The sequence below is a fragment of the Paracoccus sp. (in: a-proteobacteria) genome, assembly GCF_046462195.1.
In the GTDB taxonomy this organism is placed as follows: domain Bacteria; phylum Pseudomonadota; class Alphaproteobacteria; order Rhodobacterales; family Rhodobacteraceae; genus Paracoccus.
Map to the genome: position 1 here is coordinate 1 of NZ_JBKGUN010000215.1, position 21,526 is coordinate 21,526.

A 21,526-nucleotide genomic window follows, 5' to 3' on the forward strand; every position below is an offset into this window, starting at 1 on the left:
TCTGGTGGAGCCGCCGGGTACCGCCCCCGGGTCCGATCCGCTTATTACGAGCGCGTTTATGTCCATAGTCCGGATTGCTCCTGACAGATTCGATATAGGGCAGAAGACGCCCTGCCGCAAGACGCTGCTGCAAGGAACCGGACCGGCAAACGCGTGTTGGTCAAGCGATGATGGAAAGAAACAAGGAGTCTTTCATGATGTTTCGTCCGCTTGTTGCGCTGGCCGTGATCCTGACGCCCACGGCTCTGATCGCGCAGGACATGCCGCCCGCTGATTCCATGCCTCTTTCCGAGATCCTGGCCAGGATCGAAACTGACTTGGGCGAGGAACTTGCGCATTTCGAGGAAGTCGACTGGGATGACGACGGCTATTACAACGTCGAGTATCGCACCGCCAACGGAAGCGACGCCGAAATGCGTGTGGATCCAGTCACCGGCAAAGCCGTGAACCAATAACCTGTCGACAAGTTTGAAACGGAAGGGGGCGGCCGGGTGCCGCCCCATTCGCGCCTGACCTCTTGTTCAGGCCACTGCGGCAAGCCGGTGCCCTTTGCCTTCCACCAGTGACTCGTGCAGCGCCCTGATCGAGGCGCCCAAGGCGCTGCGTTCGACGATGAATTGGACATCGACCGGACGCGGACCTTGCGTCGCCCCGATGGCTTCCAGTCCCGCCGCCGCCAGCGCATTCAAGCCACGGCTCAGAACGGAAAGGCCCCTCAAGTCACGCCCCACGGCAGCGGCCATTGCCACCGCCCGGGACGAAACGCCGGCCGAGGGATAGCGCTCGGTCAGGTCCTTCTCGACCCGGCGCAGGACCTTGAGGCTGCTGTCCACGTAATGCGTGATGGTGTTGGCATTCGACACCTTTGACACGATGCGCACCTTGTGTCGCGTCAGCACGTCCAGAATCGCGGCGTCATATCCCTTGGCCCCGACCATGTCCTGTTCGAACAGTTCCAGCGCGTAAAGATCGAGCCCGGTCACGATCTCGACCCCTGGCTGCGCGGCAGGCTGGTCGTCGATCAGCGTGCCGGGATCGGCGGGCTCGAATGCATTGGTGACGCGCAACGGAACGCCCGACTGGCGCAGTGTCTTGGCTGCCTTGGGATGAATGGCCTCCATTCCGAGGTTTGACAACTGGTCGGCTACGTCGAAATTCGTCCGCCCCAGCTTGCGCACTGCGCCATGGCCGACCAGTTTGGGATCAGCCGAGGAAAGGTGGAATTCCTTGTGAATGATCGCCTCGCGCGCACCGGTCAGGGCTGCCAGCCGTGAAAAGGTCACTTCGGAATAGCCGCGGTCGAATTCGCGCATCAGTCCTTCGCGGCACTGGGCATAGCCGGTCACGATCGGCAATTCCGACTGCAGGTCGATGCCCGCCATGGCGCCGGTGATGCGCTGGTCCAGATCGACCTCGTCCGTGTCACGCCAGCCGGATAGATCCACGAACCGGGCCGAGATGCCCGTGCGCTGCAGCAGCAGCGTCGTCACTAGGGCCGAATGCGCCTCGCCCAAACCAGACAACAACTCGCGCGTGTGCAGCAGATGTTCCGAAAGACGGAAATGCCCATAGGAGCACAGGCGCTGCAGGTCGATCAGGCAGTCGCGGGCGCCGATGAGGCGGTCCCGCACAAAGGCATCGGCCTGTTCCAGGTCGCCCGGATGATCCAGTACCACCCGGTGGGCCTCGGTCATCGCACGGCTGGCGCCATCCAGTGCTGCCAGCCAGCCATGATCGCCTTCGCCGCCTGCAAAGGCTGCATGAACGCCCGGCTTGCCAGACTTCTTGTGTTCCAGCAGCAGGTCCGTGATGCCGCCAAAGGCGGATACGACAAAGATCCGGCCATAGGGTGCGGCATGATCCGCGACCAGCAGCGTGTCGCGCAGATCATGAATGCGCGACATCGTCGTGCCGCCGATCTTTTCGACCGTATGTGTCTGCCGGGTCATGCCTTATCCCGTCCGATCGGCAGGGGCATAGCTGCCGTCTTCGCGATGCACCTCGGTTCCCGTCACGGGCGGATTGAAGCAACATGCCATGACAAGGGTTTCCTCGGCTTTGACGGTGTGCCTGTCATGCTGGTCCAGGGCGTACATCACGCCCGGCCTGATAGGATGAATTTCGCCGGTTGCAAGGTCGGTGATCGAACCCTTACCCGACATGCAGTAAACGCTTTCAAAGTGGTGCTTGTAATGGAACGTGTGTTCCGAACCCGCTTCCAGCGTCGTGATGTGGAAGGAAAAACCCATTCCGTCATCCGCCAGCAGCATCCGGACCGAATTCCACCGCTGGTTTGAAACCGAGCGGTCGCTGTTCCTGAGGTCGTGGAGGTCGCGTACGATCATGGCTGTTACTCCGCAGCAATCTTGGTGTTGGAAAGAACGTCCCGCGCGGCGTGCAGCAGGATGTCGAAGCCCCTGTTCAGCAGCGCGGCCGGCGTGGTCAGCGGTGCCAGAACCTTGACGACCTGATCCTCGTTCCCGGAGGTTTCGATGATCAGGCCGCCTTCAAAGGCTTGCTTGCAGATCTTGCCTGCCAGTTCACCCGACCCGACGTCGACGCCCCGCATCAGGCCGCGGCCCTTGAGATAGGCGCCGGGGATCATGGCGCACAATTGTTCCAGCCGCCTTTCGATCTGGTCGGCACGGTCGCAAAGCTGGGCCTCGAAGGTCTTGTCCGCCCAGAACTTCTCGATGGCGATGCGCGCTGTCACAAAGGCATGTGTATTGCCCCGGAAGGTGCCATTGTGCTCGGCCGGCCCAAAGACGTCATGGTCCGGGTGCACCAGGACCAGCGCCATTGGCAGGCCAAACCCTGAGATCGACTTGGCCATCGGCACTAGATCCGGCACGACACCCATTCCTTCGAACGAAAAGAACGTGCCGGTGCGGCCGCAGCCTGCCTGGATGTCATCAAGGATCAGCAGCGCGCCATGCCGCTTGGCGATGTCGGCCACCGCTCGCACGAACTCGGCCGATGCGGCGTTCAGGCCGCCTTCGCCCTGGACCGTTTCCAGCATGATGGCCGCCGGTGCGTCGATCCCGCCGGAATTGTCCGACAGCATCTGGTCCAGCAAGGCTGCGCTGTCCAATCCGTCGGCATAGCCGTCAAAGGGAACGCGGGTGACGCCCTGCGTTTCCATGCCCGCGCCACCACGGTGATAACCGTTGCCGGTGGCCGCCAGGGCCCCCATCGTCACGCCGTGAAAACCGTTGGTGAAGGCGATGACATTGGTGCGGCCGGTCGATTTGCGGGCGATCTTCATCGCGGCCTCGACCGCATTGGCACCGGTGGGACCGGTAAACATCACGCGATGGTCCATCCTGCGCGGCGCCAGGATGTGGCGCTCGAACGTTTCCATGAACTCTGCCTTGGCGGTCGTGTGCAGGTCCAGCCCGTGGGCGATCCCGTCGCTGGTGATGTGGTCCACCAGCGCAGCCTTCATGTCCGGGTCGTTGTGGCCATAATTCAACGACGAACATCCCGCCAGAAAATCGATATGCCCGCACCCGTCAGCGTCGCGCATGATCGACCCGCTGGCCGAGGCGAAGATGGTCGGAATGCCGCGGCAATAGGATCGCGCCTCGCTTTCCCGACGTTCAAAGATACTTGTATCGGCTGCCGTTGCTGCCATGTCCTTGGCCATGAGAAATCCTCTCGCACGGTGTGCGTTCTTCAGTTGCTTTGATGTTCTAAGGGTTCAGGCGGCGCGGGCCCGGGATGCCTGAGGCAGGGTGATCGTCACCATATGCTCGGTTGGATGATGCCCGCCGAAATGGTCGCCCCGCATGTAATGCGGCTGCTCGTCCAGCGTCCCGTCCAGTTGACGCGCCAGGCTGTTGAACAGCGCCCAGGACGCGCCGTTGTCACGCGTGATGGTCGTCTTGAGAACCATGGCGGTGGCACATTCGTCACGCCCAACCAGATGCATCAGCATCTTGCGTGCCAGTCCCAGGCCACGCGCGCTGGGACTTACGGCGACTTGCCAGACGAACAGTGCATCCTGGTGGGGGATCAGGTGACCCGAGATCCAGCCCAAGATCTGTCCGTCACGCTCCGCAATGACACTGGTATCGCGAAAGTGTTCGGCTTGGACCAGATTGCAATACATCGAGTTCTCGTCCAGCGGCTTGCAGCTGCGCACCAGCTCCCAGATGGCGGTGCCGTCGGTCGCCCTAGGCTTGCGCAACGTGAGGTTGGCGGGATGTTCGATGTCCTGCAGATCGTCCGGCATGCGCTTCTTGTTTCCTTTTTGCTTCGTCTGACTAACTAAAAGGTGCTGCCGCGGGTTTCAACCGTTATCTGCTTTGCTCAGGAAAACCGTTACATTGATGAAATGGGAAGCAACCACACCCCGAATGTCACTTCGCAAACCTGATCATTTGCCGCATGAAGGGCCGGGGCATTGCCTTGATGGGGCTCCGGATGGCATAGGGGGTCATGACCCAACCGCCTGCCATCCCGCGCACCGACGCTGCCCTGATCGCCCTCCGTCGCATCTTGCGCGCCACCGAGCAGTATGAACGCGATCTGGCTCAAGCCGCCGGGCTGACGCCGGCAAAGCTGCGGGTGCTGCAGATCCTGTCCAGCCGTGACGATCTGTGCGCGACGCCGACCGTGCTGGCCACGCGCATGGGCGTGTCGCAGGCCACGGTGACGGCCTTGGTCGACCAGCTGGACAAGCTGGGCCTGACGCAGCGGCAGCGCTCCAGCACGGATCGCCGCCAACTGCACGTCATCATGACGCCCGCTGGAACCGAGGCGCTGCGCACGGCGCCTGACGCGTTGCAGCAGCATTTCGTGACCGGGTTCCAGGCCATGCAGGACTGGGAGCAGGCGATGCTTGTCGCCTCGCTGGAGCGTGTGGCCGCCATGCTGAACGCACAGGGCATAGACGCATCCCCTGTCCTGACCTTGGGCGAGATCGGCCGGACGCGCAGCTAGGTCAGCCCATACGACCCCAGGGGCCATGGACATCGTCGATGCCGTCCACCCGCTCGAAGCCGTGGGCGCCAAAGAAATCCCGCTGTGCCTGGATCATGTTGGCGGTGCCTCGACCCGTGCGCATGAGGTCGAACCACATCAGCCCCGAAGCCAGCGCGGGCAGGGCATGGCCGGCGGCGATCCCCTGCGACACGACCTGCCGCAGAGCGGGGATTGCTTGTTCGATCAGGTCAGCAAAAAAGGGCGCCAAGATCAGGTTGCGGGCCGGATCCTCGGCCAGTGCGTCCGCCATGTCATTCAACATGGAGGAGCGGATGATGCAGCCGGCCCGCCAGACGCGCGCAATGTCAGGCAGGTTCAGCGTCCAGCCGAACCTGGCCGATGCGTCCCCGATCATGGTGAACCCCTGCGCATAGCAGAGGATCTTGCCTGCGATCAGCGCCTGTTCCAGCACGGGTGCCTCCAGCGTGCAGGGACCCGGAGCGGCGCCGAAACGGGCCTCGCCGGCCCGGCGCTCGTCCAGCCGGGCTGAGACGTTGCGGGCCATGACCGCAGCCTCGATGACCGGGATCGGCGCAGACAGGTGCTGCGCCTCGATGGCTGTCCAGCGGCCGGTGCCCTTCTGACCTGCACGATCCAGGATCACGTCAGGCATGGCCGCGCCCGTATGGGGATCCCTTGCGGCGGTCACCTTGGCCGAAATCTCGATCAGGTAGGACTGCAGCCTGCCCTTGTTCCAAGCCGTGAAGATGTCCGAAATGGCGGCCGCTTCCAGCCCTGCGCCGTCGCGCATCAGGCCATAGACTTCGGCGATCATCTGCATGTCGGCATATTCGATGCCGTTATGAACCATCTTGACGAAGTGGCCTGCGCCGGCATCGCCCATGCGTGCCGCGCAGGGGGTGCCGTCCTCGGCCCTTGCCGCGATGGCGGTCATCACGGGGGACACGCGATCCCAGTCGGCCGCATCGCCGCCGCCCATGATGGCCGGTCCGTGCCGGGCGCCTTCTTCCCCGCCCGAAACGCCCATGCCCAGAAAGCGGAACGGAAGTTCCGCCCGGCTGCGGCGATTGGTGTCGTGAAAATCGGCATTGCCCGCGTCGATCACCAGATCCTGCGCGTCCAGCAGCGGAGCCAGCGCCTCCAGCTGGGCATCCACGGCGGGGCCTGCGGGAACCATCAGGATGATGGCGCGCGGCGGCTTGATGGCCGCCACCATCGCTTCCAGCGTTTCGGTGGGGATGATGGATCCGGCCAGATCTCCGGCATCGGCGTGAAAGCGTTGCGTGACGGCAGTGGTGCGGTTCCAGACGGCGATGGGAAAGCCCTTTTCCGCGATGTTCAGCGCCAGCGCCGCACCCATGGTCCCCAATCCGATCAGTCCGATTTCCGCCTGCGCCATTGCTGCCTCTTGTCCGTAAATGCTTTGGGAGGCTGTTTACGCTAACGATGTACAGCTGTCACGATGTCACGCGATCGGCGACCCGGATCAGCGTCTGCAGGCCGATCGCGACGTGACGGCGCTCATCGCCTTGCAGCGCCCATACGTCCAGCTGGCAGATCGTCAAGGTCCGGCCCGGTTTGATGACTCGACCAATCGCCTCCAGCGCATCTCCGGCGGCAGGATTCAGCAGGTTCAGCTTGAATTCGGTGGTCAGAACCGTTGTGTCGGGCGGGAAGAGCGTGAAGGCTGCATAGCCGCCGGCCGCATCCGCAACGGCCGCGCTGCTGCCCGCATGGAAATAGCCAAGCTGTTGGGTCAGTTCGGGCCGAAACGGCAGATGGATCCTGACCTCGCCATGGCTGATTGCGGCGATCCGCGCACCGAGGTGACGCATCAGGCCCTGCGCATTGAAGCTGTCGGTCACCCGGCGAACCATGTCCTGCATGGTTTCGGTCGATCGGTCTGGCATCCCCTGGTCCCCTCTTGGTTCTCTGCCTGACTGTGGCGGGAACGGGCGGCCATGAAAAGCGGCCATGCGAGGGGCAATGAAAGACGGGGCCAACAAGGCCCCGCCCGGAACATCCGGCCCGCGGATCAGCGGCGCAAGCGGCGACCGGCTTCCAGCAACAGGGTGCCGAGAACGATCTTGACCATGTCACCCAGGATGAAGGGCGCCACACCGGCCGCCAGCAGACGGTCGGCCGGCACAAAGGCCGACAGCCAGATCAGGCCCGGCACATAGATTGCCACCGTACCGGCGATCATGGCCAGTGCACGCAGGCCAAGCCCACGGCCCTGTGCCAGCGCGCCTGTCACGACCATCGCCAGCGCCATGCCGATCAGGAAGCCCGTCGTCGGGCCTGCCAGATAGGCCAGGCCGATGCCCCGTTCGGGCGAGCCTGCAAAGACCGGCAGCCCCGCAAGGCCCGCTGCCATATAGGTGCCCATGGCGGCGAGCCCGAGGCGCGGGCCAAGTCCCGCCGCGATCACCAGAACCGCCAACGTTTGCAGCGTCATGGGCACCGGCCAGAACGGCACCTGCACCTTGGCGCCCAGCGCGATCAGCGCAGCGGCCGCCAGCGTCAGGCCGAACTTGGTGGCAAACCCTTGGGATGTTTCCTGTTTCTGGGCAAGCAGCATGGGTCGTCCCCCTCTTGAGCAATGCGAATCAACGGCGGCCGTGCCGCCTGAGCCGGTGCGCAAGCAAACCCCAACCCGTTGTTCCGCACAAGGCCCCGATCGTGCCTGACCGGCCTCGAAAGAATGCAACAATCAGCGGTCCTGCGACCCAGCGTCGCAGCCGGACGGCCTGCGGCGGCAGGTGCATCCCGTCTCTGGCGGAGGGCGATAACAGCCCCTTCACTCCTTTACAGGGGCGTCGGCATTTCGGCCGCCAGCGATGATCGTCCAGCCCTGTGCCGGTCCGGCAGGATGCCAATTTTCGTATCGCGCCGAAGCTTTAAGCCGACGGGCGTCTGTTTTCCGGAAAGGAAGGGTGCTAAGACCCGTCGCCAATTGCATGCCGCGACAGAGGTTCGAGACATGGCCGACGACTATCCCAAGGTGGATCGCGTGATGGGGGGACCGGCTGGATGGATATCCATTGCCTTTCCGTCCGTCCTTTTCCTGTATTTTCTGGGGCTTCTACCCCAGGTTGCCGAGGCTCCCATGCTGGCCGGCATCGACTGGGTGCCTTCGCTGGGCATCCGGCTTTCGGTGCTGCTGGACGGGCTCAGCATGACCTTTGCGCTGCTGATCACCGGGATCGGCGCGGCCGTGACGCTTTATTCTTCGCGTTATCTGGGGCAGCATCCCGACTATCCACGCTTTGTCACCTACCTGCTGATGTTCATGGTCGGCATGCTGGGTCTGGTCCTGGCCGACAACCTGATCGCGCTGTTCGTCTTTTGGGAAATCACCACCATTGCCTCGTACCTGCTGATCGGCTTCAACGCCGACAGCGCCAAGTCCCGCCGCTCGGCGCTGCAGGCGCTGCTGGTCACGGGAACGGGCGGGCTGATCCTGCTGGGCGGCATGATCATCCTGGGCAATGTCGCCGGCAGCTTCGAACTGTCGCAGATCCTGACCCAGGGCGACATGATCCGGGCCCATCCCTGGTATCTGGGCATTATGCTGCTGTTCCTGGCGGGCGCCTTCACGAAATCGGCGCAGGTGCCGTTCCATTTCTGGCTGCCGAACGCAATGGCCGCGCCGACGCCGGTGTCCGCTTATCTGCACAGTGCGACGATGGTGAAGGCGGGGGTCTTTCTGATGGCACGCATGAACCCCGCCCTGGGCGGCACGGATGCGTGGTTCTGGATCCTGACCCTGTTCGGGGGCGTCACGGCCGTCTTTGCCTCGGTCATGGCCCTGCGGCAAACCGACATCAAGCAGGTGCTGGCCTACACGACGCTGATGGCGTTGGGTTCGTTGACGATGTTCATCGGTGCCGGCACGCATTACGCGATCATGGCGGCGATGCTGTTCCTGGTGACGCACTCGCTCTACAAGGCGGCGCTGTTCCTGATGATCGGCATCGTCGACCATTCCACCGGCACGCGCGAAGCAACGGTTTTGCGTGGCCTGTCCAAGGCCATGCCGCTGACCGGACTGGCCGCCGCGCTGGCCGCGATCAGCATGGCGGGCATCCCCCCGATGATCGGCTTTGTCGGCAAGGAGTTCATGTACAAGGCAGGTCTGGGCCTCAGTGGCTTTGGTGCGCTGTGGGTCACGGTGATGATCTTTGCCGCGTCGGTGATGATGTTCGTTGTCGGCGGCATCGTCGCGCTGAAGCCCTTCCGCGGCGAACTGGCGCCGACGCCCATTCCGGCGCATGAGGGGCCTTGGCCGATGCTGGTCGGTCCGTTGGTGCTGGGTGCCCTGTCGCTGATCTTCGGGCTGCTGCCGGGCGTGCTGGGCCATTACCTGATCGGTCCCGCCACCCATGCCGTTTATGGCGAAGTGCGGCCCGTGCATCTGTACCTGTGGGGCGGCTTCAACATGGCGCTGTTCCTGTCGTTGCTGACCTTCCTGGCTGGCTGGCTGATGTATCGTCGCCACGAGGCGATCCGCGCCCGTCTGACCGCGATCGAGGCGCGCAGCCCCGTCGACTTCGATGCAGGCTGGGACCGTTTCCTCGACGGGTTCAAGAGCTTTGCCGCATGGCAGGCCGCACTGATCCAGAACGGCAGCCTCCAGCGCTACATGGCGGTGATCTTTGCCAGCTTCGTCGTGCTGGTCGGAGGCACCTTTGTCGTCAAGGGCGCCTTTGCCGCCAAACTCACCCTGACGACCGAAGGCGTTCACCCGGTCCAGTGGACGGTCTTGGCGCTGATCTGCGCCGGTGCCATGCTGGTGGTCTGGACGCACAGCCGCATGACGGCCGTCGCCGCCATGGGCGTGACGGGCATCGGCGTCGCACTGATCTTCATCATGTTCAGCGCCCCGGACGTGGCCATCACCCAGCTTCTGGTCGAGGTTCTGGTTGCCGTTCTGGTCAGCATCGTGATGCTGCGGCTGCCCTACCTGCCGCGCCGTTCCAAGACCTCGTTCCGTCCGGGCCATGCCGTCATTGCGGCAGGGGCGGGTCTGGTCACGACCCTTCTGATGATGGCCGTCATGGCGGGGGACATGGACCGGCGGCTGACCAGCTTCTACGAAGCCGCCTCCTATCCCGAGGCGCATGGCCGCAACATCGTCAACGTGATCCTGGTCGACTTCCGTGCCCTTGATACCTTTGGCGAGATCACGGTCGTGGTCATGGCCGCCATTGCAGCCTTTGCGCTGTTGCGCGGCACGTCCGCGGCCCGGCGCGACAAGAACGAGGAGGCATAGGATGCAGTCGCTGATCCTGACCACGGCCACGCGACTGCTGGTGGCTCTGTTGCTGGTCTTTTCGCTGTATGCGCTGCTGCGCGGCCACAACCTGCCAGGCGGCGGCTTCATCGGCGGGCTGATCGGTGCGACGGCCTTCATCCTTTACACCATTGCGACCTCGGTCGACGAGGCGCGGGCGGCGCTGCGGGTCGATCCCGCCAACCTGGCCATGGCGGGTGTCGGGATCGCGGGCCTGTCCGGGGTGGTCGCAGGCTTTGTGGGCAAGCCCTTCTTCACCGGTCAGTGGTTGTTCCTGTTTGCCGAGGATGGCGGACACGGACTGCCAATTTCCACGGTCCTGTTCTTCGACATCGGAGTCTATATGGCGGTTTTCGGCGGAATCCTGACGCTGGTCTTTGCACTGGAACAGGAGATCTGAGGGTGGAACTTCTGCTTGCAATCTCCATCGGCGTGCTGGTGGCCACTTCGGTCTATCTGATGCTGGACCGCAACGTTCTGCGTTTCCTGTTCGGTCTGGTTCTTCTGTCGAATGCCGTGAACCTGCTGATCTTCGGAGCCGGCCGCCTGACTGCCGGAGCGCCGCCGCTGATCGAGCCCGGCACCTATGTTCCTTCCGGCGTGGTGGCCAATGCGCTGCCCCAGGCGCTGGTGCTGACTGCGATCGTCATCGGCTTCGGCCTCATGGCATTCACGCTGGCCTTGTTCTACCGGACCTACATGACGCTGGGGACCGTCAACAGCGACGAGATGCGCGTGGCCGAACCCATGGATGCCAAGGATCTGGACACCGGCACGCTGGGCCTTGGACAGGCAGACAGCGACAATCCCGCATCGGGCCGGGAGGCAGGAATATGAGCTGGCTTCTCGTTTATCCGATCCTCATCCCGGCAATGACGGCGGTCCTGTCCTATCTGTTCCGCAACTCGCCCGCCGGCCGCTGGATCTCGGTCGCTGGGATGACGGCGCTTCTGTTCGCCAGCATCTCCCTGATGGCCGAGGTTCTGGACGAAGGCGTGGTCGCGGCCCAGATGTCCAACTGGATCGCCCCTTTCGGGATCACGCTGGTTGCCGATTACCTGGGGGCGGTCATGGTCGTCATCACGGCGATCACCGGCCTTGCCACGGTCATCTACACCTTGTCGGAAATACCCGAGCGGCTCGAGCGTCTGGGCTTTCACGCCCTGCTGCACACGCTGCTGGTCGGAGTTTGCGGGGCTTTCCTGACAGGTGACATCTTCAACCTCTACGTCTGGTTCGAGGTGATGCTGATCTCCAGCTTCGGCCTGCTGGTGCTGGGCGGCACGCGCGAGCAGCTGGACGGCGGCGTCAAGTACGTGATGCTGAACCTGGTGTCGACCATCATGTTCCTGGCCGGGATCGGCCTGCTCTACGGTGTGACCGGCACGCTGAACATGGCCGACCTGCACCTTGCCGTGCGCGAGGTTCAGAACACCGGCCTGCTCAGCACGATCGCGATCATGTTCCTGGTGGCTTTCGGCGTCAAGGCGGCCCTCTTTCCGCTGTTCTTCTGGCTGCCCGCGTCCTATCACACGCCCCCGGTTGCGGTTTCGGCGATCTTCGCGGGCCTGCTGACCAAGGTGGGCGTTTACGCCCTGATCCGGACCTTTACGCTGATCTTCGATCAGGATGTGGGCTATACCCATCAGATCATGCTGTGGATGGCGGTCGTGACCATGGTCACGGGTGTTCTGGGCGCGGCGGCAATGAACGATTTCCGCCGCATCCTGTCGTTCCACATCATCAGCCAGATCGGCTACATGGTCCTGGGCTTGGCGCTGTACACGCCCCTGGGCCTGATGGGTGCGGTCTTCTATCTGGTCCACCACATCATCGTGAAGGCGAACCTGTTCTTCGTGGCGGGTGTGGCAAAGCGGATCGCCGGGTCGACCGATCTGGCCAGGATCGGCGGGCTTTATGCCCATGCGCCCTTGCTGGCCTTCCTGTTCCTGGTACCCGCCTTCTCGCTGGCTGGCTTTCCGCCATTGTCGGGCTTCTGGGCCAAGTACATTGTCGTCAAGGCCGCCATCGATCTGGAGATGTGGGTTGTCGCGGCATTGTCGCTGGCGGTGGGTCTCCTGACCATCTTCTCGATGACCAAGATCTGGGGCTCGGCCTTCTGGCCGCCCCACCCTGAGGAGATCAAGCCCCGCCTGTCGGACCTGTCGATGGGTGACCGGGTCGCGCTGATGCTGCCCATCGTGGCCCTGGCTGCGCTGACCTGCATCATCGGCCTCTTTCCCGAGCCTTTCGTGCAGTTCGCCGAAACGTCGGCCAACCAGCTGCTTGATCCGACCGATTACGTCACAACCGTTCTGGGGGTGCAGCCATGAACCTCTTTGCCCTCAACATGCTGCTGGCGCTGGCTTGGGTCGCGCTGACGGGCGGGCTGACGCTTGGCGGCCTTGCGACCGGGTTCCTGATCGGTCTGGCGGCAATGTGGCTGGTCCGGCCGCTGTTTCCGGAAACGGGCAGCTATTTCATGCGCCTGTACTACTGGGTGCGGCTGATCGTGATGTTTGTCTACGAACTGGTCGTCAGCTCGATCCCCGTGGTGCGCGACGTGCTGACGCCGGGGCAGGCGTCGCAGCCGGCGCTGATCGCGGTGCCCCTGAACGTGACGACCGACCTTCAGATCACCCTTCTGGCCAATTTCATCTCGCTGACGCCGGGCACGCTTACACTTGACGTGTCCGAGGACCGCAAGACCCTGTATATCCACGCGATGTTTGGCGACGATCCTGATGCGATCCGGGCGCAGATCCGCGACCGGTTCGAGGTCTGGGTACGCGAGGCGACGGAGTAGAGCGATGAGCATTCTCGATTACGCGGTTCTTTTCGGTTTCGCCCTGGTGATCCTGGGCGTGGCACTGGCGGCCATCCGGCTGGTGCGCGGACCCACGCTTGCGGACCGGATCGTGGCGCTGGACATGATGACGGTGCAGTTGGTGTCCTTTGGCGGCCTTGCCGCGCTCCAGGCGAACAGCGCGGCATTTCTGGACGTTGCCGTCGTTCTGGCGCTGGTGGGCTTTCTGGCGACGGTTTGCCTGGCGCGCTATCTGGAACGGCGCATCCTTTTGAAGGCGGAGGAGCTGCTATGATCGGAGAGATCGTCATCTCGCTGTTCGTGATCGCGGGGGGAGTTTTCTGCTTTGCCGCGGGTCTCGGTGTCCTGCGGCTGCCGGACCTTCTGACCCGGATGCACGCCTCGACCAAGGCAGGCACCCTGGGATCGGGGCTGATCCTTGTTGCGGTCGCCGCATCCTTTGCGGAAGGCACCGTCATCGCCCGTGCCGTGGCGGCGATCCTGTTCCTGCTGCTGACCGCGCCCGTGGCCGCCCATCTGATCGGCCGTGCGGCATTCCGGACCGGCGTGCCTATGGTCGACCGCACGCAATGCGAGGACGGCGTGGCCGAGGCGCTGCGTACGCGCCCCCCCGAAAAGGCGCCCGAGTAGGCGCCCGAACAGGGCCATCCTTTGGCCCTGTCGGCAAAGGGGGCTTTCCAAAGCGGGGACTTGATCGTAGATCATTCGGATTGGCGGACGAACCGCCTGATCTGAAAGAGCCGAATGAGCCAGGACATCACAACGATCACCCGCACCGAAGAGCTTGCGCGCTTCTGCGAGGTTGCCAAGACTGCCCCCTATGTCACCGTCGACACCGAGTTCCTGCGCGAGCGGACCTATTGGTCCAAGCTTTGCCTGATCCAGCTGGCGCTGCCGCCGGCCTCGACTCCCAAGATCGACGGCGGGCAGGCCGTTCTGGTCGATCCCCTGGCCGAAGGACTGTCGCTGGAGCCGCTTTACGACCTGTTCCGGCACACCGCGACGGTCAAGGTGTTCCATGCCGCCCGCCAGGATCTGGAAATCTTCTTCCATGATGCGCAGCTGTTTCCGACGCCCATGTTCGATACGCAGGTGGCTGCGATGGTCTGCGGCTTTGGCGAACAGGTCGGCTACGAGACGCTGGTGCGCAAGATTGCCAAGGCCAACCTCGACAAGTCGTCGCGCTTTACCGACTGGTCGCGCCGTCCGCTGACTGATGCCCAAGCCGCTTATGCGCTGGCCGATGTGACCCATCTGCGGGTCATCTACGAGTTTCTTTCTGCCGAACTGGTCAAGACCGGCCGCGAAGCCTGGCTGGCCGAAGAAATGGCGGTTCTGGAAGATCCCGAAACCTATATCACCCGTCCCGAAGAGGCTTGGCTGAAGGTGCGCACCCGCACCAACTCGCCGCGCTTCTTGGCAATTCTGCGCGAACTGGCTCGCTTCCGCGAGGCCTATTCGCAGGAACGCGATATCCCGCGCAGCCGTGTCTTCAAGGATGACGCGATGATCGAGCTTGCCTCCACCAAGCCGTTGAACGAGGCCGATCTGGCCCGTTCGCGCCTGTTGTTGCGCGAGGCCCGCAAGGGCGAGATCGCGAACGGCATACTGGCAGCCGTTAAGGCAGGAATTGAGTCCAAGGACCTGCCCCAGCCCAAGGGAGAGGAACCTGGCAAGCCCGGCAACGCCGCCTTGTCGGATCTGCTGCGCGTCCTGCTGAAGGCCAAGGCCGATGCGGCCGGCGTTGCGCCCAAGCTGATTGCCTCGTCCTCGGACCTTGATGCGATCGCCACGGGCAGCCGCGATCTTTCCGCCCTGCAAGGCTGGCGCGCCGAGGTCTTTGGCGAAGATGCGCTGCGGCTGGCCGCTGGCGAGATCGCGCTCTCGGCACAGGGTGGCTCGGTCAAGGTCGTTCCCGCGCGCTAGGCCATGCAGCCGGTCGTCCTGTCACGCCCTTGGCCCGAAGACGTCGATGCCATCACAGCGGCGCTGGCGGACTGGGACACGGTGCGATGGCTGACAACGGTGCCATGGCCATACCGGATCACGGATGCGCAGGCGTTCGTGGCACGCGCTTCTCTGGACGAACATGCGATCCGTGTCGATGACCGCCTTGCGGGTGTGGTACAGGCAGGACGCGCTTTCGGGCTGTGGATCGCGCCTGAAAGACAGGGACAAGGCATCGGTCGCCGCGCAAGCGTGCTGGCGCTGTCGCGGCTTTTCCGAACCGGCGCCACCGATGTTCGGACGCGCTGCCTGATCGGCAACGAACGCTCGCGCCGGCTGCTGAACTGGCTGGGCTTTCAGCCGATCGAGGAGGTGCAGCTTTTTTCGGCATCGCAGGGCCGTTCGGTCGCAGCCATGTCGTTGCGCCTGTCGTGTACTGATTTTGCATCGCGCCATGGGTTCACCCTGCGCACACCCCGCCTCCACATCGACCCCGTTGTGCCTGCGGATCTGCCTGACCTGCGCCGCATCGCGTCGCTGCCGCAGATCACGGACCTTGATGCGCCATTCCTGTGGGAAAGCTCGGGCTGCGGGCTGCTGCCGCCCTTGTCTCTGGCCGTGCGGTTGAAGGGGCGGGTGATCGGTGCCGTCTGCCTAGACGGTGGCGAGGCCGTGCGGCTGTCGCTCGTGCTGGATCCCGCTCTGTGGGGGCAGGGGCTGGGACAGGAGATGGCCGCCGCCGTTCTCGCCGAAATGACGGCACGCCTTGGCCCGACAGAAATGGTGGCGCAGGTTGCACTGGACAACCTTGCCGCCCGCAAGATCATGAAGAACCTCGGGTTTCGGCGGGCCGAGGATGTAGCATTGCCGGAAATGGGGGCGGACGCGCCGGCCAAGGCGGCACTTTACCGCTGGCGGCCGGGCCTCTTGTCCTAGACCGGAGTGTTCGGCCTGTCCGATGCGGGTGCAATGATACGGAACATGGCGCGACGCTCTTCGGGAGTGCTGGCTTCGGGTGTGTTGGCCGGAGGAGAAGGCAAAGGTGCCTGTTCCTGTCCCTGAAGCGGCTTGTCCTGTCCGCTGGCCGAACGTCCGCGGCGTTTCGGCACAAAGGTACGGCCTTCTTCGGCAAAGCCCATAGCGGAAGGCGAGGGAGCCAGCGTCGTTCCTCCCTCGATGATCGGCATGACCTCATCGTCGATCAGGTCGAACCGACGGGGGGCGACTCCCAGGTCGCCATGCGAGATGATGCAACCCAAGGTGCGGGTGACGTCTCCCAGGTCTGATCGCAGCGGCAGCAGCAGCATCTGCCCCTGCAGTTCGGGTCGCGCGTATTCCGCCCGCGACTGCAGGCCGATGCGTGCGATCTGCGGCGCCTTGAACACGCTTTCCAGAACGTCCGAAAGCCGGCCCCGCGAGGCGGTCTGGAAAAACGCGCAGATTGGCATGCCGCGCACCTCCATCCCCATCAGGTCGATCAGATGCCGGCCCGCCAGTCGGATCCGCCCGGCACCGGGCGCGATCCGTTCAAGGATGAAGGCGAAATCCAGCGCCTGCGCGATGCCGCGCGGGTCCACGTCCGACCGGGCGGGAACAGCACGGCCATGGCGGATGCTGTCCCAATAATCGCGCAGTTCGCGCAGCACACGGTCAGGCCGATGAACCTCATAGTCCTGCAGCCGCAGGACCTTGGCCTGCCTCGCATCATGCAAGGAGCCCTTGTCCTTTTCTGATCCGTCGTCCCGCTCGGGCACGTTCCATCCTTCATCATTCGGGAAAGGGCCAAAGCTGGCCCCTGTTCGCTGCATCGGTTCTATGCCAGATGGCAAAGCAGGCCGAGTCCTTTCGTGAACGAATGGTTAAGATCGCCGGCCGGGCTTGACCGTCACCGTCCTGCGGGGCATCCCCGGACCGGAAGAACGGATGCGCCAAAGGACTGACCGCGATGATGAACCGAACCGGCCTGATGGTCATCCTGTCATCACCCTCGGGGGCTGGGAAATCGACGCTGGCGCGGCGCTTGATGGATTGGGACCCCAGCTTGCGGTTTTCCGTCTCTGCCACCACGCGCCCGCCGCGGCCGGGAGAGATCGACGGCGTCCATTACCACTTCACCTCGGCCGAGGATTTCCAGCGCATGGTGGCGCAGGACCAGATGCTGGAACATGCCGAGGTCTTCGGAAACTTTTACGGAAGTCCCCGCGGACCCGTCGAGACCGCCATGCGCGAAGGGCGCGATACCCTGTTCGACGTCGACTGGCAGGGTGGCCAGCAGATCCGCGCCTCGGCGCTGGGCGGTCATGTCGTGTCGATCTTCGTGCTGCCCCCCTCGCTGCCCGAGCTGGAGCGTCGGCTGCGCGCGCGTGGACAGGACAGCGACGCGGTGATCGCCGGCCGCATGCTGAAAAGCCGGTCCGAGATCAGTCATTGGGCCGAATATGACTATGTTCTGGTGAACGACGATCTGGACCAGACGGAGGCGCGCTTGCGTGCCATCCTGACTGCGGAACGGTTGCGGCGCGACCGGCAGGCAGGGCTGGGTGCATTTGTCAAGCAACTGATGAGCGAGGAGGAAAGCTGATGATCTGGTCGCTGGATGGCATTACTCCGGAACTGGCCGAAGATTGCTGGGTCGCGCCCGATGCCCAGCTGATGGGGCGGGTCGTGCTGGAGGAGGGCGCGTCGGTCTGGTTCGGTGCTGTCCTGCGCGGCGACAACGAAACGATCCGCGTGGGGCGCGGCAGCAACGTGCAGGACCTGTGCTGCCTGCATACGGATCCGGGTCATCCGCTGCATATCGGGCAGGACTGCACCATCGGGCACCGTGCCATTCTTCACGGCTGCAGCATCGGTGACGGCGCGCTGATCGGCATGGGCGCCACGATCCTGAACGGCGCGGTCATCGGACCTGGTGCCCTGATCGGCGCAGGCGCCCTTGTCGCCGAAGGCAAGGAAATCCCTGCCGGTGCCCTGGTCATGGGCGCGCCGGGCAAGGTGGTGCGCATGATGGACGAGGATGCCCGGCAGAACCTGCGCGCCTCGGCTGCGCGATATCGTGAAAATGCCGCGCGTTTCCGGGCCGGCCTGACGGCGGCAGGCTGAGCCATGCGGGGTGCGCCACGACGGGTCGCGGGTTTTCTGGACGGCGTGCCCCTGCCGATGCTGGCGGTGGATCGCGAGGCACGGGTCATCGCAGTCAACCCCCTGGCCACCGCCATGTTCGGCGAGGGGATCCTGGGCCGCCCTTTCGTCACCGTGCTGCGCCACCCCGCCATCGTTCAGGCGGTGGACTGGATGCTGGACCCGGATGCCGGGCCGCCGCCGCCGCCCGATCCGGGCCTGCCCCCGCCGCCGGACAACGTTCTGACCCTGCGGGCGCAGTTCGGCGCGGACGGGCGTGACATCCTGGCCGAGGTGACAGTCGGCAGCCTGCCTTCGGTCTTTGGCCGCGGCGCGACGATCGCCGTTCTCGACCGTTCGGTCGAGGAAGAGGCCGAGCAGATGCGTCGCGATTTTGTCGCCAATGTTAGCCACGAACTGAAGACGCCCCTGACCGCGATGACCGGCTTCATCGAAACGTTGCGGGGGCCTGCGCGTGATGACGCCCGGGCCCGGGACCGGTTCCTGGACATCATGGAGCGCGAGGCGGGCCGCATGAACCGGCTGATCAACGAGCTGCTGTCGTTGAGCCGGGTCCAGTCCGATGAACGCCGCCGCCCTTCTGGCCGGGTGGATCTGCCGGGCTTGTTGCGCAGTGTGCTGACCATGATGGCGCCGCGCGCCGAAATGGAGGGTGTCACGATCCGCACCGAGGGCCTGGACCAGGAACTGCGTCTGCCGGGGGATCCAGACCAGCTGATCCAGGTCTTTCAGAACCTGATCGAGAATGCGTTGAAGTATGGCGGATCGGGTGGAGCATTGCGGATCGCCCTGTCACGCATCCCTCACGAGCCGCTGCTGCGCGGCCCGGCCTGGGCGGTCATGGTCGAGGACCACGGCGAGGGGATCGAGGAACAGCACCTGCCGCGCCTGACCGAGCGATTTTACCGTGTCGACACGCACCGCGCCAGGGCGCAGGGCGGCACAGGGCTGGGGCTGGCCATCGTCAAGCACATCGTGAACCGTCATCGCGGCCGGTTGCGGATCGAAAGCCGCCTGGGCGAGGGCAGCCGCTTTACCGTGATCCTGCCCGAAGGTCTGGCGCGCGGCTGAAGCCGGCCAGGCCGGTCCGCATGACGATCAGTTTTCAGGAAAGGCCGGCGTATCCGTTGCCGCAGGCCCCTCGCCCTCGGTCAAGGCTTGGCCTATAAGCGCGGCAGGTCTTGTGGAAGGAAAAAGGCACATGTCGCAAACCTCGCAGGTCGATCCGGCCAAGCAGGCTGCCGCGCGGGCAGCCGTGGCCTTGGTCGAGGACGGGATGAAGCTGGGGCTGGGCACGGGTTCGACCGCCAGCGTCATGGTGCGCGAACTGGCGGCGCGCGCGGCAGCCGAAGGGCTGAAGCTGCGCTGTGCCGCGACCTCGAAGGCAACGGCGGACCTGGCGAAAAGCCTGGGGCTGCGGATCGAGAGTCTGGACCAGATCGGCTGGCTGGACATGACCATCGACGGCGCCGACGAGGTTGACCCGTCGCTGCATCTGATCAAGGGGGGCGGGGCCGCCCATCTGCGCGAAAAGATCGTTGCCGCCGCCAGCGAGCGGATGGTGGTGATCGCCGATCCGGCCAAGGTGGTCGAAACCCTGGGGGCCTTTCCCCTTCCGGTCGAGGTGCTGGAATTCGGCTTCGAAACCACGCGCAAGCTGATCCGCCGGGCGCTGGAAGCGCTGGAACTGGGTGAGCACGACGTTCTGCAGCGCCTGAAGAACAGCGATCCCGTCATCACCGACGAGGGCAATTTTATTCTGGACCTGCATCTGGGGGAAATCCCCGATCCCGCCGCGCTGGCCCGCGCCTTGTCGGCCATTCCCGGCGTGGTCGAACACGGGCTGTTCCTGGGGATGTGCGATCTGGCCATCATCGGGCGCGACGACGGCAGCGTGGTCGAGCTGGCGCGCGATGCCGACATCGATGCCGACATGCTGGCCCAGGAAGGAGAGTGAGACGGTGACTTTCGACTATGATCTGTTTGTGATCGGTGGTGGTTCGGGCGGGGTCCGGGCAGCCCGGATCGCCGCGGGCGAGCACGGCGCCAAGGTCGGTCTGGCCGAGGAAAGCCGCATGGGCGGCACCTGCGTCATCCGCGGTTGCGTTCCCAAGAAGCTGATGATCTTTGCCTCGCAGGCCGGGCTGATGGCTGACGAGATGCGCGGTTATGGCTGGTGCGACGCGCAGGCCGGAACATTCAGTTGGGAGGTTTTCCGCGAAAAGCTGGATGCCGAACTGTCCCGGCTGGAGGTGATCTATCGCGCCGGGCTGGATCGCGCGGGTGTCGAGATCCACGACCAGCGTGCCAGGCTGGCCGATCACCACACGATCGAACTGGCCGACGGCACCCGCAAGACGGCCCGAAACATCCTGATCGCCACTGGCGGGCGTCCGGCCAAGATCGGCGTTCCGGGCGAGGAACTGGCGATGGTGTCCGACGACCTGTTCCTGATGGACGAGCTGCCGCGCCGTGTCCTGCTGGTGGGCGGCGGGTTCATTGCCTGCGAATTCGCGACCATCCTGGCGGGATTGGGCGTGGATGCCGTGCAGGCCTATCGCGGCGATGCGGTGCTGCGCGGCTTTGACCGCGAGGCGCGCGATCTGGCGACATTGCAGTTGAGCCATGTGGGCGTCGATCTGCGCCTTGGCCTGACGCCCACGACGCTGGAAAGGTCGGGCGAGGGAGTCGCAGTCAGCTTTGACGACGGCAGCCGCGACCAGTTCGACCGGGTGCTGTTCGCCACCGGCCGTGACCCTTACAGCTGGGGGCTGGGCCTCGAGAACACGGAGGTCCGGCTGAAGCCCAACGGAGCGATTGTTGTGGACGAATGGTCGCAAACCAGCGTGCCTTCGATCTTTGCGGTCGGTGACGTGACCGACCGGGTGAACCTGACCCCGGTGGCGATCCGCGAAGGGCACAGCCTTGTCGACACGATCTTTGGCGCCAGACCGCGCAAGGTCGATCATTCGGTGGTCGCCAGCGCCGTCTACCTGCGCCCGCACGAACTGGGCACGGTTGGCCTGACCGAGGAAGAGGCCAGGATGCGCGGCCCGGTCGATGTGTATTCGACCGTCTTCCGGCCGATGCGATCCATGTTCGCAGGCAGCAACGCCAAGGTGATGATGAAGCTGCTGGTGGATCCTGCGACCGACAAGGTGCTGGGCTGCCACATCTTCGGCCCCGAAGCCGGCGAGATGATTCAGCTTGCGGCCATTCCCATCGGCATGGGCGCGACCAAGGCGCAGTTCGATGCAACCATCGCGGTGCATCCCACTGCCGCCGAGGAACTGGTGACCATGCGCAACCCGTCGCGGCGTCACGAAGGGCTGGGCGGCTGACAATCCCGTGGGCGCGGCCCCTTGCCG

The 21,526-nt window shown here is 64.4% G+C and carries 24 protein-coding genes and 1 other RNA gene; 16 read left to right on the forward strand and 9 right to left on the reverse strand.

The features are described from left to right. Positions 1–124: a transfer-messenger RNA gene (gene ssrA, locus ACLHHB_RS13205) on the reverse strand; the annotation flags it as partial. A 70-nt stretch (positions 125–194) separates the two neighbouring features. On the opposite strand from ssrA, the gene ACLHHB_RS13210 reads away from it, so the two are divergent. Beyond that, the gene (locus ACLHHB_RS13210) at positions 195–455 is read left to right on the forward strand and encodes a PepSY domain-containing protein (protein ID WP_410218744.1); all 261 of its coding nucleotides are present in this window, start codon (positions 195–197) and stop codon (positions 453–455) included. Positions 456–521: 66 nt separating this feature from the next. Here ACLHHB_RS13210 and ACLHHB_RS13215 read toward each other — a convergent pair whose 3' ends face one another. Genes ACLHHB_RS13215 through ectA form a run of 4 tightly spaced genes read right to left on the reverse strand, consistent with a single transcriptional unit; the run spans position 522 to position 4,234 of the window. Then, positions 522–1,949 (reverse strand): aspartate kinase, encoded by a 1,428-nt coding sequence (locus ACLHHB_RS13215; RefSeq protein WP_410218745.1) that lies wholly within the window; start codon positions 1,947–1,949, stop codon positions 522–524. 3 nt (positions 1,950–1,952) lie between these two features. After that, a complete protein-coding gene (locus ACLHHB_RS13220) occupies positions 1,953–2,345 on the reverse strand; it encodes an ectoine synthase (RefSeq protein ID WP_410218746.1) in 393 nt (130 codons plus the stop codon). 5 nt (positions 2,346–2,350) lie between these two features. Beyond that, positions 2,351–3,646: a diaminobutyrate--2-oxoglutarate transaminase gene (gene ectB / locus ACLHHB_RS13225; RefSeq protein WP_410218747.1), complete on the reverse strand. Its 1,296-nt coding sequence runs from the start codon at positions 3,644–3,646 to the stop codon at positions 2,351–2,353. A gap of 54 nt (positions 3,647–3,700) precedes the next feature. After that, complete coding sequence (gene ectA, locus ACLHHB_RS13230; RefSeq protein WP_410218748.1) at positions 3,701–4,234, reverse strand: diaminobutyrate acetyltransferase; 534 nt, start codon at positions 4,232–4,234, stop codon at positions 3,701–3,703. A gap of 206 nt (positions 4,235–4,440) precedes the next feature. Between ectA and ACLHHB_RS13235 the strand changes: the two genes are divergently transcribed. Beyond that, positions 4,441–4,944 carry a MarR family winged helix-turn-helix transcriptional regulator gene (locus tag ACLHHB_RS13235; RefSeq protein ID WP_410218749.1) on the forward strand — a complete coding sequence of 168 codons (504 nt, stop codon included), beginning with the start codon at positions 4,441–4,443 and terminating at the stop codon, positions 4,942–4,944. Between the two features lies 1 nt (position 4,945). Here ACLHHB_RS13235 and gndA read toward each other — a convergent pair whose 3' ends face one another. From gndA to ACLHHB_RS13250, 3 genes are all read right to left on the reverse strand, one after another. Continuing rightward, a complete protein-coding gene (gene gndA / locus ACLHHB_RS13240; RefSeq protein WP_410218750.1) occupies positions 4,946–6,346 on the reverse strand; it encodes an NADP-dependent phosphogluconate dehydrogenase in 1,401 nt (466 codons plus the stop codon). 58 nt (positions 6,347–6,404) lie between these two features. Further along, a complete protein-coding gene (locus ACLHHB_RS13245; protein ID WP_410218751.1) occupies positions 6,405–6,857 on the reverse strand; it encodes a PaaI family thioesterase in 453 nt (150 codons plus the stop codon). A gap of 125 nt (positions 6,858–6,982) precedes the next feature. After that, positions 6,983–7,528: a biotin transporter BioY gene (locus tag ACLHHB_RS13250; protein ID WP_410218752.1), complete on the reverse strand. Its 546-nt coding sequence runs from the start codon at positions 7,526–7,528 to the stop codon at positions 6,983–6,985. A 402-nt stretch (positions 7,529–7,930) separates the two neighbouring features. Between ACLHHB_RS13250 and ACLHHB_RS13255 the strand changes: the two genes are divergently transcribed. The 9 genes from ACLHHB_RS13255 (at position 7,931) to ACLHHB_RS13295 (ending at position 15,953) form a co-directional block, all read left to right on the forward strand. Then, positions 7,931–10,222, forward strand: a complete 2,292-nt coding sequence (locus ACLHHB_RS13255) for a putative monovalent cation/H+ antiporter subunit A (RefSeq protein ID WP_410218753.1) — start codon at positions 7,931–7,933, stop codon at positions 10,220–10,222. Between the two features lies 1 nt (position 10,223). Further along, positions 10,224–10,643 (forward strand): Na+/H+ antiporter subunit B, encoded by a 420-nt coding sequence (locus ACLHHB_RS13260; RefSeq protein ID WP_410218754.1) that lies wholly within the window; start codon positions 10,224–10,226, stop codon positions 10,641–10,643. A 2-nt stretch (positions 10,644–10,645) separates the two neighbouring features. Then, the gene (locus ACLHHB_RS13265; RefSeq protein ID WP_410218755.1) at positions 10,646–11,080 is read left to right on the forward strand and encodes a Na+/H+ antiporter subunit C; all 435 of its coding nucleotides are present in this window, start codon (positions 10,646–10,648) and stop codon (positions 11,078–11,080) included. Further along, a complete protein-coding gene (locus tag ACLHHB_RS13270; RefSeq protein WP_410218756.1) occupies positions 11,077–12,576 on the forward strand; it encodes a Na+/H+ antiporter subunit D in 1,500 nt (499 codons plus the stop codon). Before ACLHHB_RS13265 ends, ACLHHB_RS13270 begins: the two co-directional genes overlap by 4 nt. After that, a complete protein-coding gene (locus ACLHHB_RS13275; RefSeq protein WP_410218757.1) occupies positions 12,573–13,049 on the forward strand; it encodes a Na+/H+ antiporter subunit E in 477 nt (158 codons plus the stop codon). The genes ACLHHB_RS13270 and ACLHHB_RS13275 overlap by 4 nt, the downstream gene beginning before the upstream one ends. A 4-nt stretch (positions 13,050–13,053) precedes the next feature. After that, complete coding sequence (locus ACLHHB_RS13280) at positions 13,054–13,344, forward strand: monovalent cation/H+ antiporter complex subunit F (protein WP_410218758.1); 291 nt, start codon at positions 13,054–13,056, stop codon at positions 13,342–13,344. Beyond that, a complete protein-coding gene (gene mnhG / locus ACLHHB_RS13285; RefSeq protein WP_410218759.1) occupies positions 13,341–13,700 on the forward strand; it encodes a monovalent cation/H(+) antiporter subunit G in 360 nt (119 codons plus the stop codon). Before ACLHHB_RS13280 ends, mnhG begins: the two co-directional genes overlap by 4 nt. Positions 13,701–13,826: 126 nt before the next feature. Beyond that, positions 13,827–14,996, forward strand: coding sequence for a ribonuclease D (gene rnd / locus ACLHHB_RS13290; RefSeq protein WP_410218777.1), 1,170 nt, complete (start codon positions 13,827–13,829; stop codon positions 14,994–14,996). 3 nt (positions 14,997–14,999) lie between these two features. Beyond that, a complete protein-coding gene (locus ACLHHB_RS13295) occupies positions 15,000–15,953 on the forward strand; it encodes a GNAT family N-acetyltransferase (RefSeq protein ID WP_410218760.1) in 954 nt (317 codons plus the stop codon). Here ACLHHB_RS13295 and ACLHHB_RS13300 read toward each other — a convergent pair. After that, the gene (locus ACLHHB_RS13300) at positions 15,950–16,771 is read right to left on the reverse strand and encodes a PAS domain-containing protein (protein ID WP_410218761.1); all 822 of its coding nucleotides are present in this window, start codon (positions 16,769–16,771) and stop codon (positions 15,950–15,952) included. The two genes, ACLHHB_RS13295 and ACLHHB_RS13300, sit on opposite strands and share 4 nt — an antisense overlap. Before the next feature lie 191 nt (positions 16,772–16,962). Here ACLHHB_RS13300 and gmk point away from each other — a divergent pair, with 191 nt between their 5' ends. From gmk to gorA, 5 genes are all read left to right on the forward strand, one after another. Further along, entirely contained in the window at positions 16,963–17,598 is a 636-nt protein-coding gene (gene gmk, locus ACLHHB_RS13305) for a guanylate kinase (protein WP_410218762.1), read from the forward strand. Next, entirely contained in the window at positions 17,598–18,119 is a 522-nt protein-coding gene (locus ACLHHB_RS13310) for a gamma carbonic anhydrase family protein (RefSeq protein ID WP_410218763.1), read from the forward strand. Before gmk ends, ACLHHB_RS13310 begins: the two co-directional genes overlap by 1 nt. Before the next feature lie 3 nt (positions 18,120–18,122). Next, positions 18,123–19,229 (forward strand): sensor histidine kinase, encoded by a 1,107-nt coding sequence (locus ACLHHB_RS13315; RefSeq protein ID WP_410218764.1) that lies wholly within the window; start codon positions 18,123–18,125, stop codon positions 19,227–19,229. A gap of 130 nt (positions 19,230–19,359) precedes the next feature. Then, positions 19,360–20,115, forward strand: coding sequence for a ribose-5-phosphate isomerase RpiA (gene rpiA / locus ACLHHB_RS13320; RefSeq protein WP_410218765.1), 756 nt, complete (start codon positions 19,360–19,362; stop codon positions 20,113–20,115). 4 nt (positions 20,116–20,119) lie between these two features. Then, complete coding sequence (gene gorA / locus ACLHHB_RS13325) at positions 20,120–21,499, forward strand: glutathione-disulfide reductase (protein ID WP_410218766.1); 1,380 nt, start codon at positions 20,120–20,122, stop codon at positions 21,497–21,499. Positions 21,500–21,526 lie beyond the last annotated feature (27 nt).

Coding starts and splice junctions, on each gene's coding strand:
- ACLHHB_RS13270 (WP_410218756.1), top strand. CDS start 11,077: ATGAGCTGGCTTCTCGTTTATCCGATCCTCATCCCGGCAATGACGGCG.
- gndA (WP_410218750.1), bottom strand. CDS start 6,346: ATGGCGCAGGCGGAAATCGGACTGATCGGATTGGGGACCATGGGTGCG.
- ACLHHB_RS13275 (WP_410218757.1), top strand. CDS start 12,573: ATGAACCTCTTTGCCCTCAACATGCTGCTGGCGCTGGCTTGGGTCGCG.
- gmk (WP_410218762.1), top strand. CDS start 16,963: ATGATGAACCGAACCGGCCTGATGGTCATCCTGTCATCACCCTCGGGG.
- ACLHHB_RS13215 (WP_410218745.1), bottom strand. CDS start 1,949: ATGACCCGGCAGACACATACGGTCGAAAAGATCGGCGGCACGACGATG.
- ACLHHB_RS13295 (WP_410218760.1), top strand. CDS start 15,000: ATGCAGCCGGTCGTCCTGTCACGCCCTTGGCCCGAAGACGTCGATGCC.
- ACLHHB_RS13280 (WP_410218758.1), top strand. CDS start 13,054: ATGAGCATTCTCGATTACGCGGTTCTTTTCGGTTTCGCCCTGGTGATC.
- ACLHHB_RS13260 (WP_410218754.1), top strand. CDS start 10,224: ATGCAGTCGCTGATCCTGACCACGGCCACGCGACTGCTGGTGGCTCTG.
- ACLHHB_RS13235 (WP_410218749.1), top strand. CDS start 4,441: ATGACCCAACCGCCTGCCATCCCGCGCACCGACGCTGCCCTGATCGCC.
- ectB (WP_410218747.1), bottom strand. CDS start 3,646: ATGGCCAAGGACATGGCAGCAACGGCAGCCGATACAAGTATCTTTGAA.
- ACLHHB_RS13250 (WP_410218752.1), bottom strand. CDS start 7,528: ATGCTGCTTGCCCAGAAACAGGAAACATCCCAAGGGTTTGCCACCAAG.
- ACLHHB_RS13310 (WP_410218763.1), top strand. CDS start 17,598: ATGATCTGGTCGCTGGATGGCATTACTCCGGAACTGGCCGAAGATTGC.
- ACLHHB_RS13315 (WP_410218764.1), top strand. CDS start 18,123: ATGCGGGGTGCGCCACGACGGGTCGCGGGTTTTCTGGACGGCGTGCCC.
- ectA (WP_410218748.1), bottom strand. CDS start 4,234: ATGCCGGACGATCTGCAGGACATCGAACATCCCGCCAACCTCACGTTG.
- mnhG (WP_410218759.1), top strand. CDS start 13,341: ATGATCGGAGAGATCGTCATCTCGCTGTTCGTGATCGCGGGGGGAGTT.
- ACLHHB_RS13245 (WP_410218751.1), bottom strand. CDS start 6,857: ATGCCAGACCGATCGACCGAAACCATGCAGGACATGGTTCGCCGGGTG.
- ACLHHB_RS13255 (WP_410218753.1), top strand. CDS start 7,931: ATGGCCGACGACTATCCCAAGGTGGATCGCGTGATGGGGGGACCGGCT.
- ACLHHB_RS13220 (WP_410218746.1), bottom strand. CDS start 2,345: ATGATCGTACGCGACCTCCACGACCTCAGGAACAGCGACCGCTCGGTT.
- rpiA (WP_410218765.1), top strand. CDS start 19,360: ATGTCGCAAACCTCGCAGGTCGATCCGGCCAAGCAGGCTGCCGCGCGG.
- ACLHHB_RS13210 (WP_410218744.1), top strand. CDS start 195: ATGATGTTTCGTCCGCTTGTTGCGCTGGCCGTGATCCTGACGCCCACG.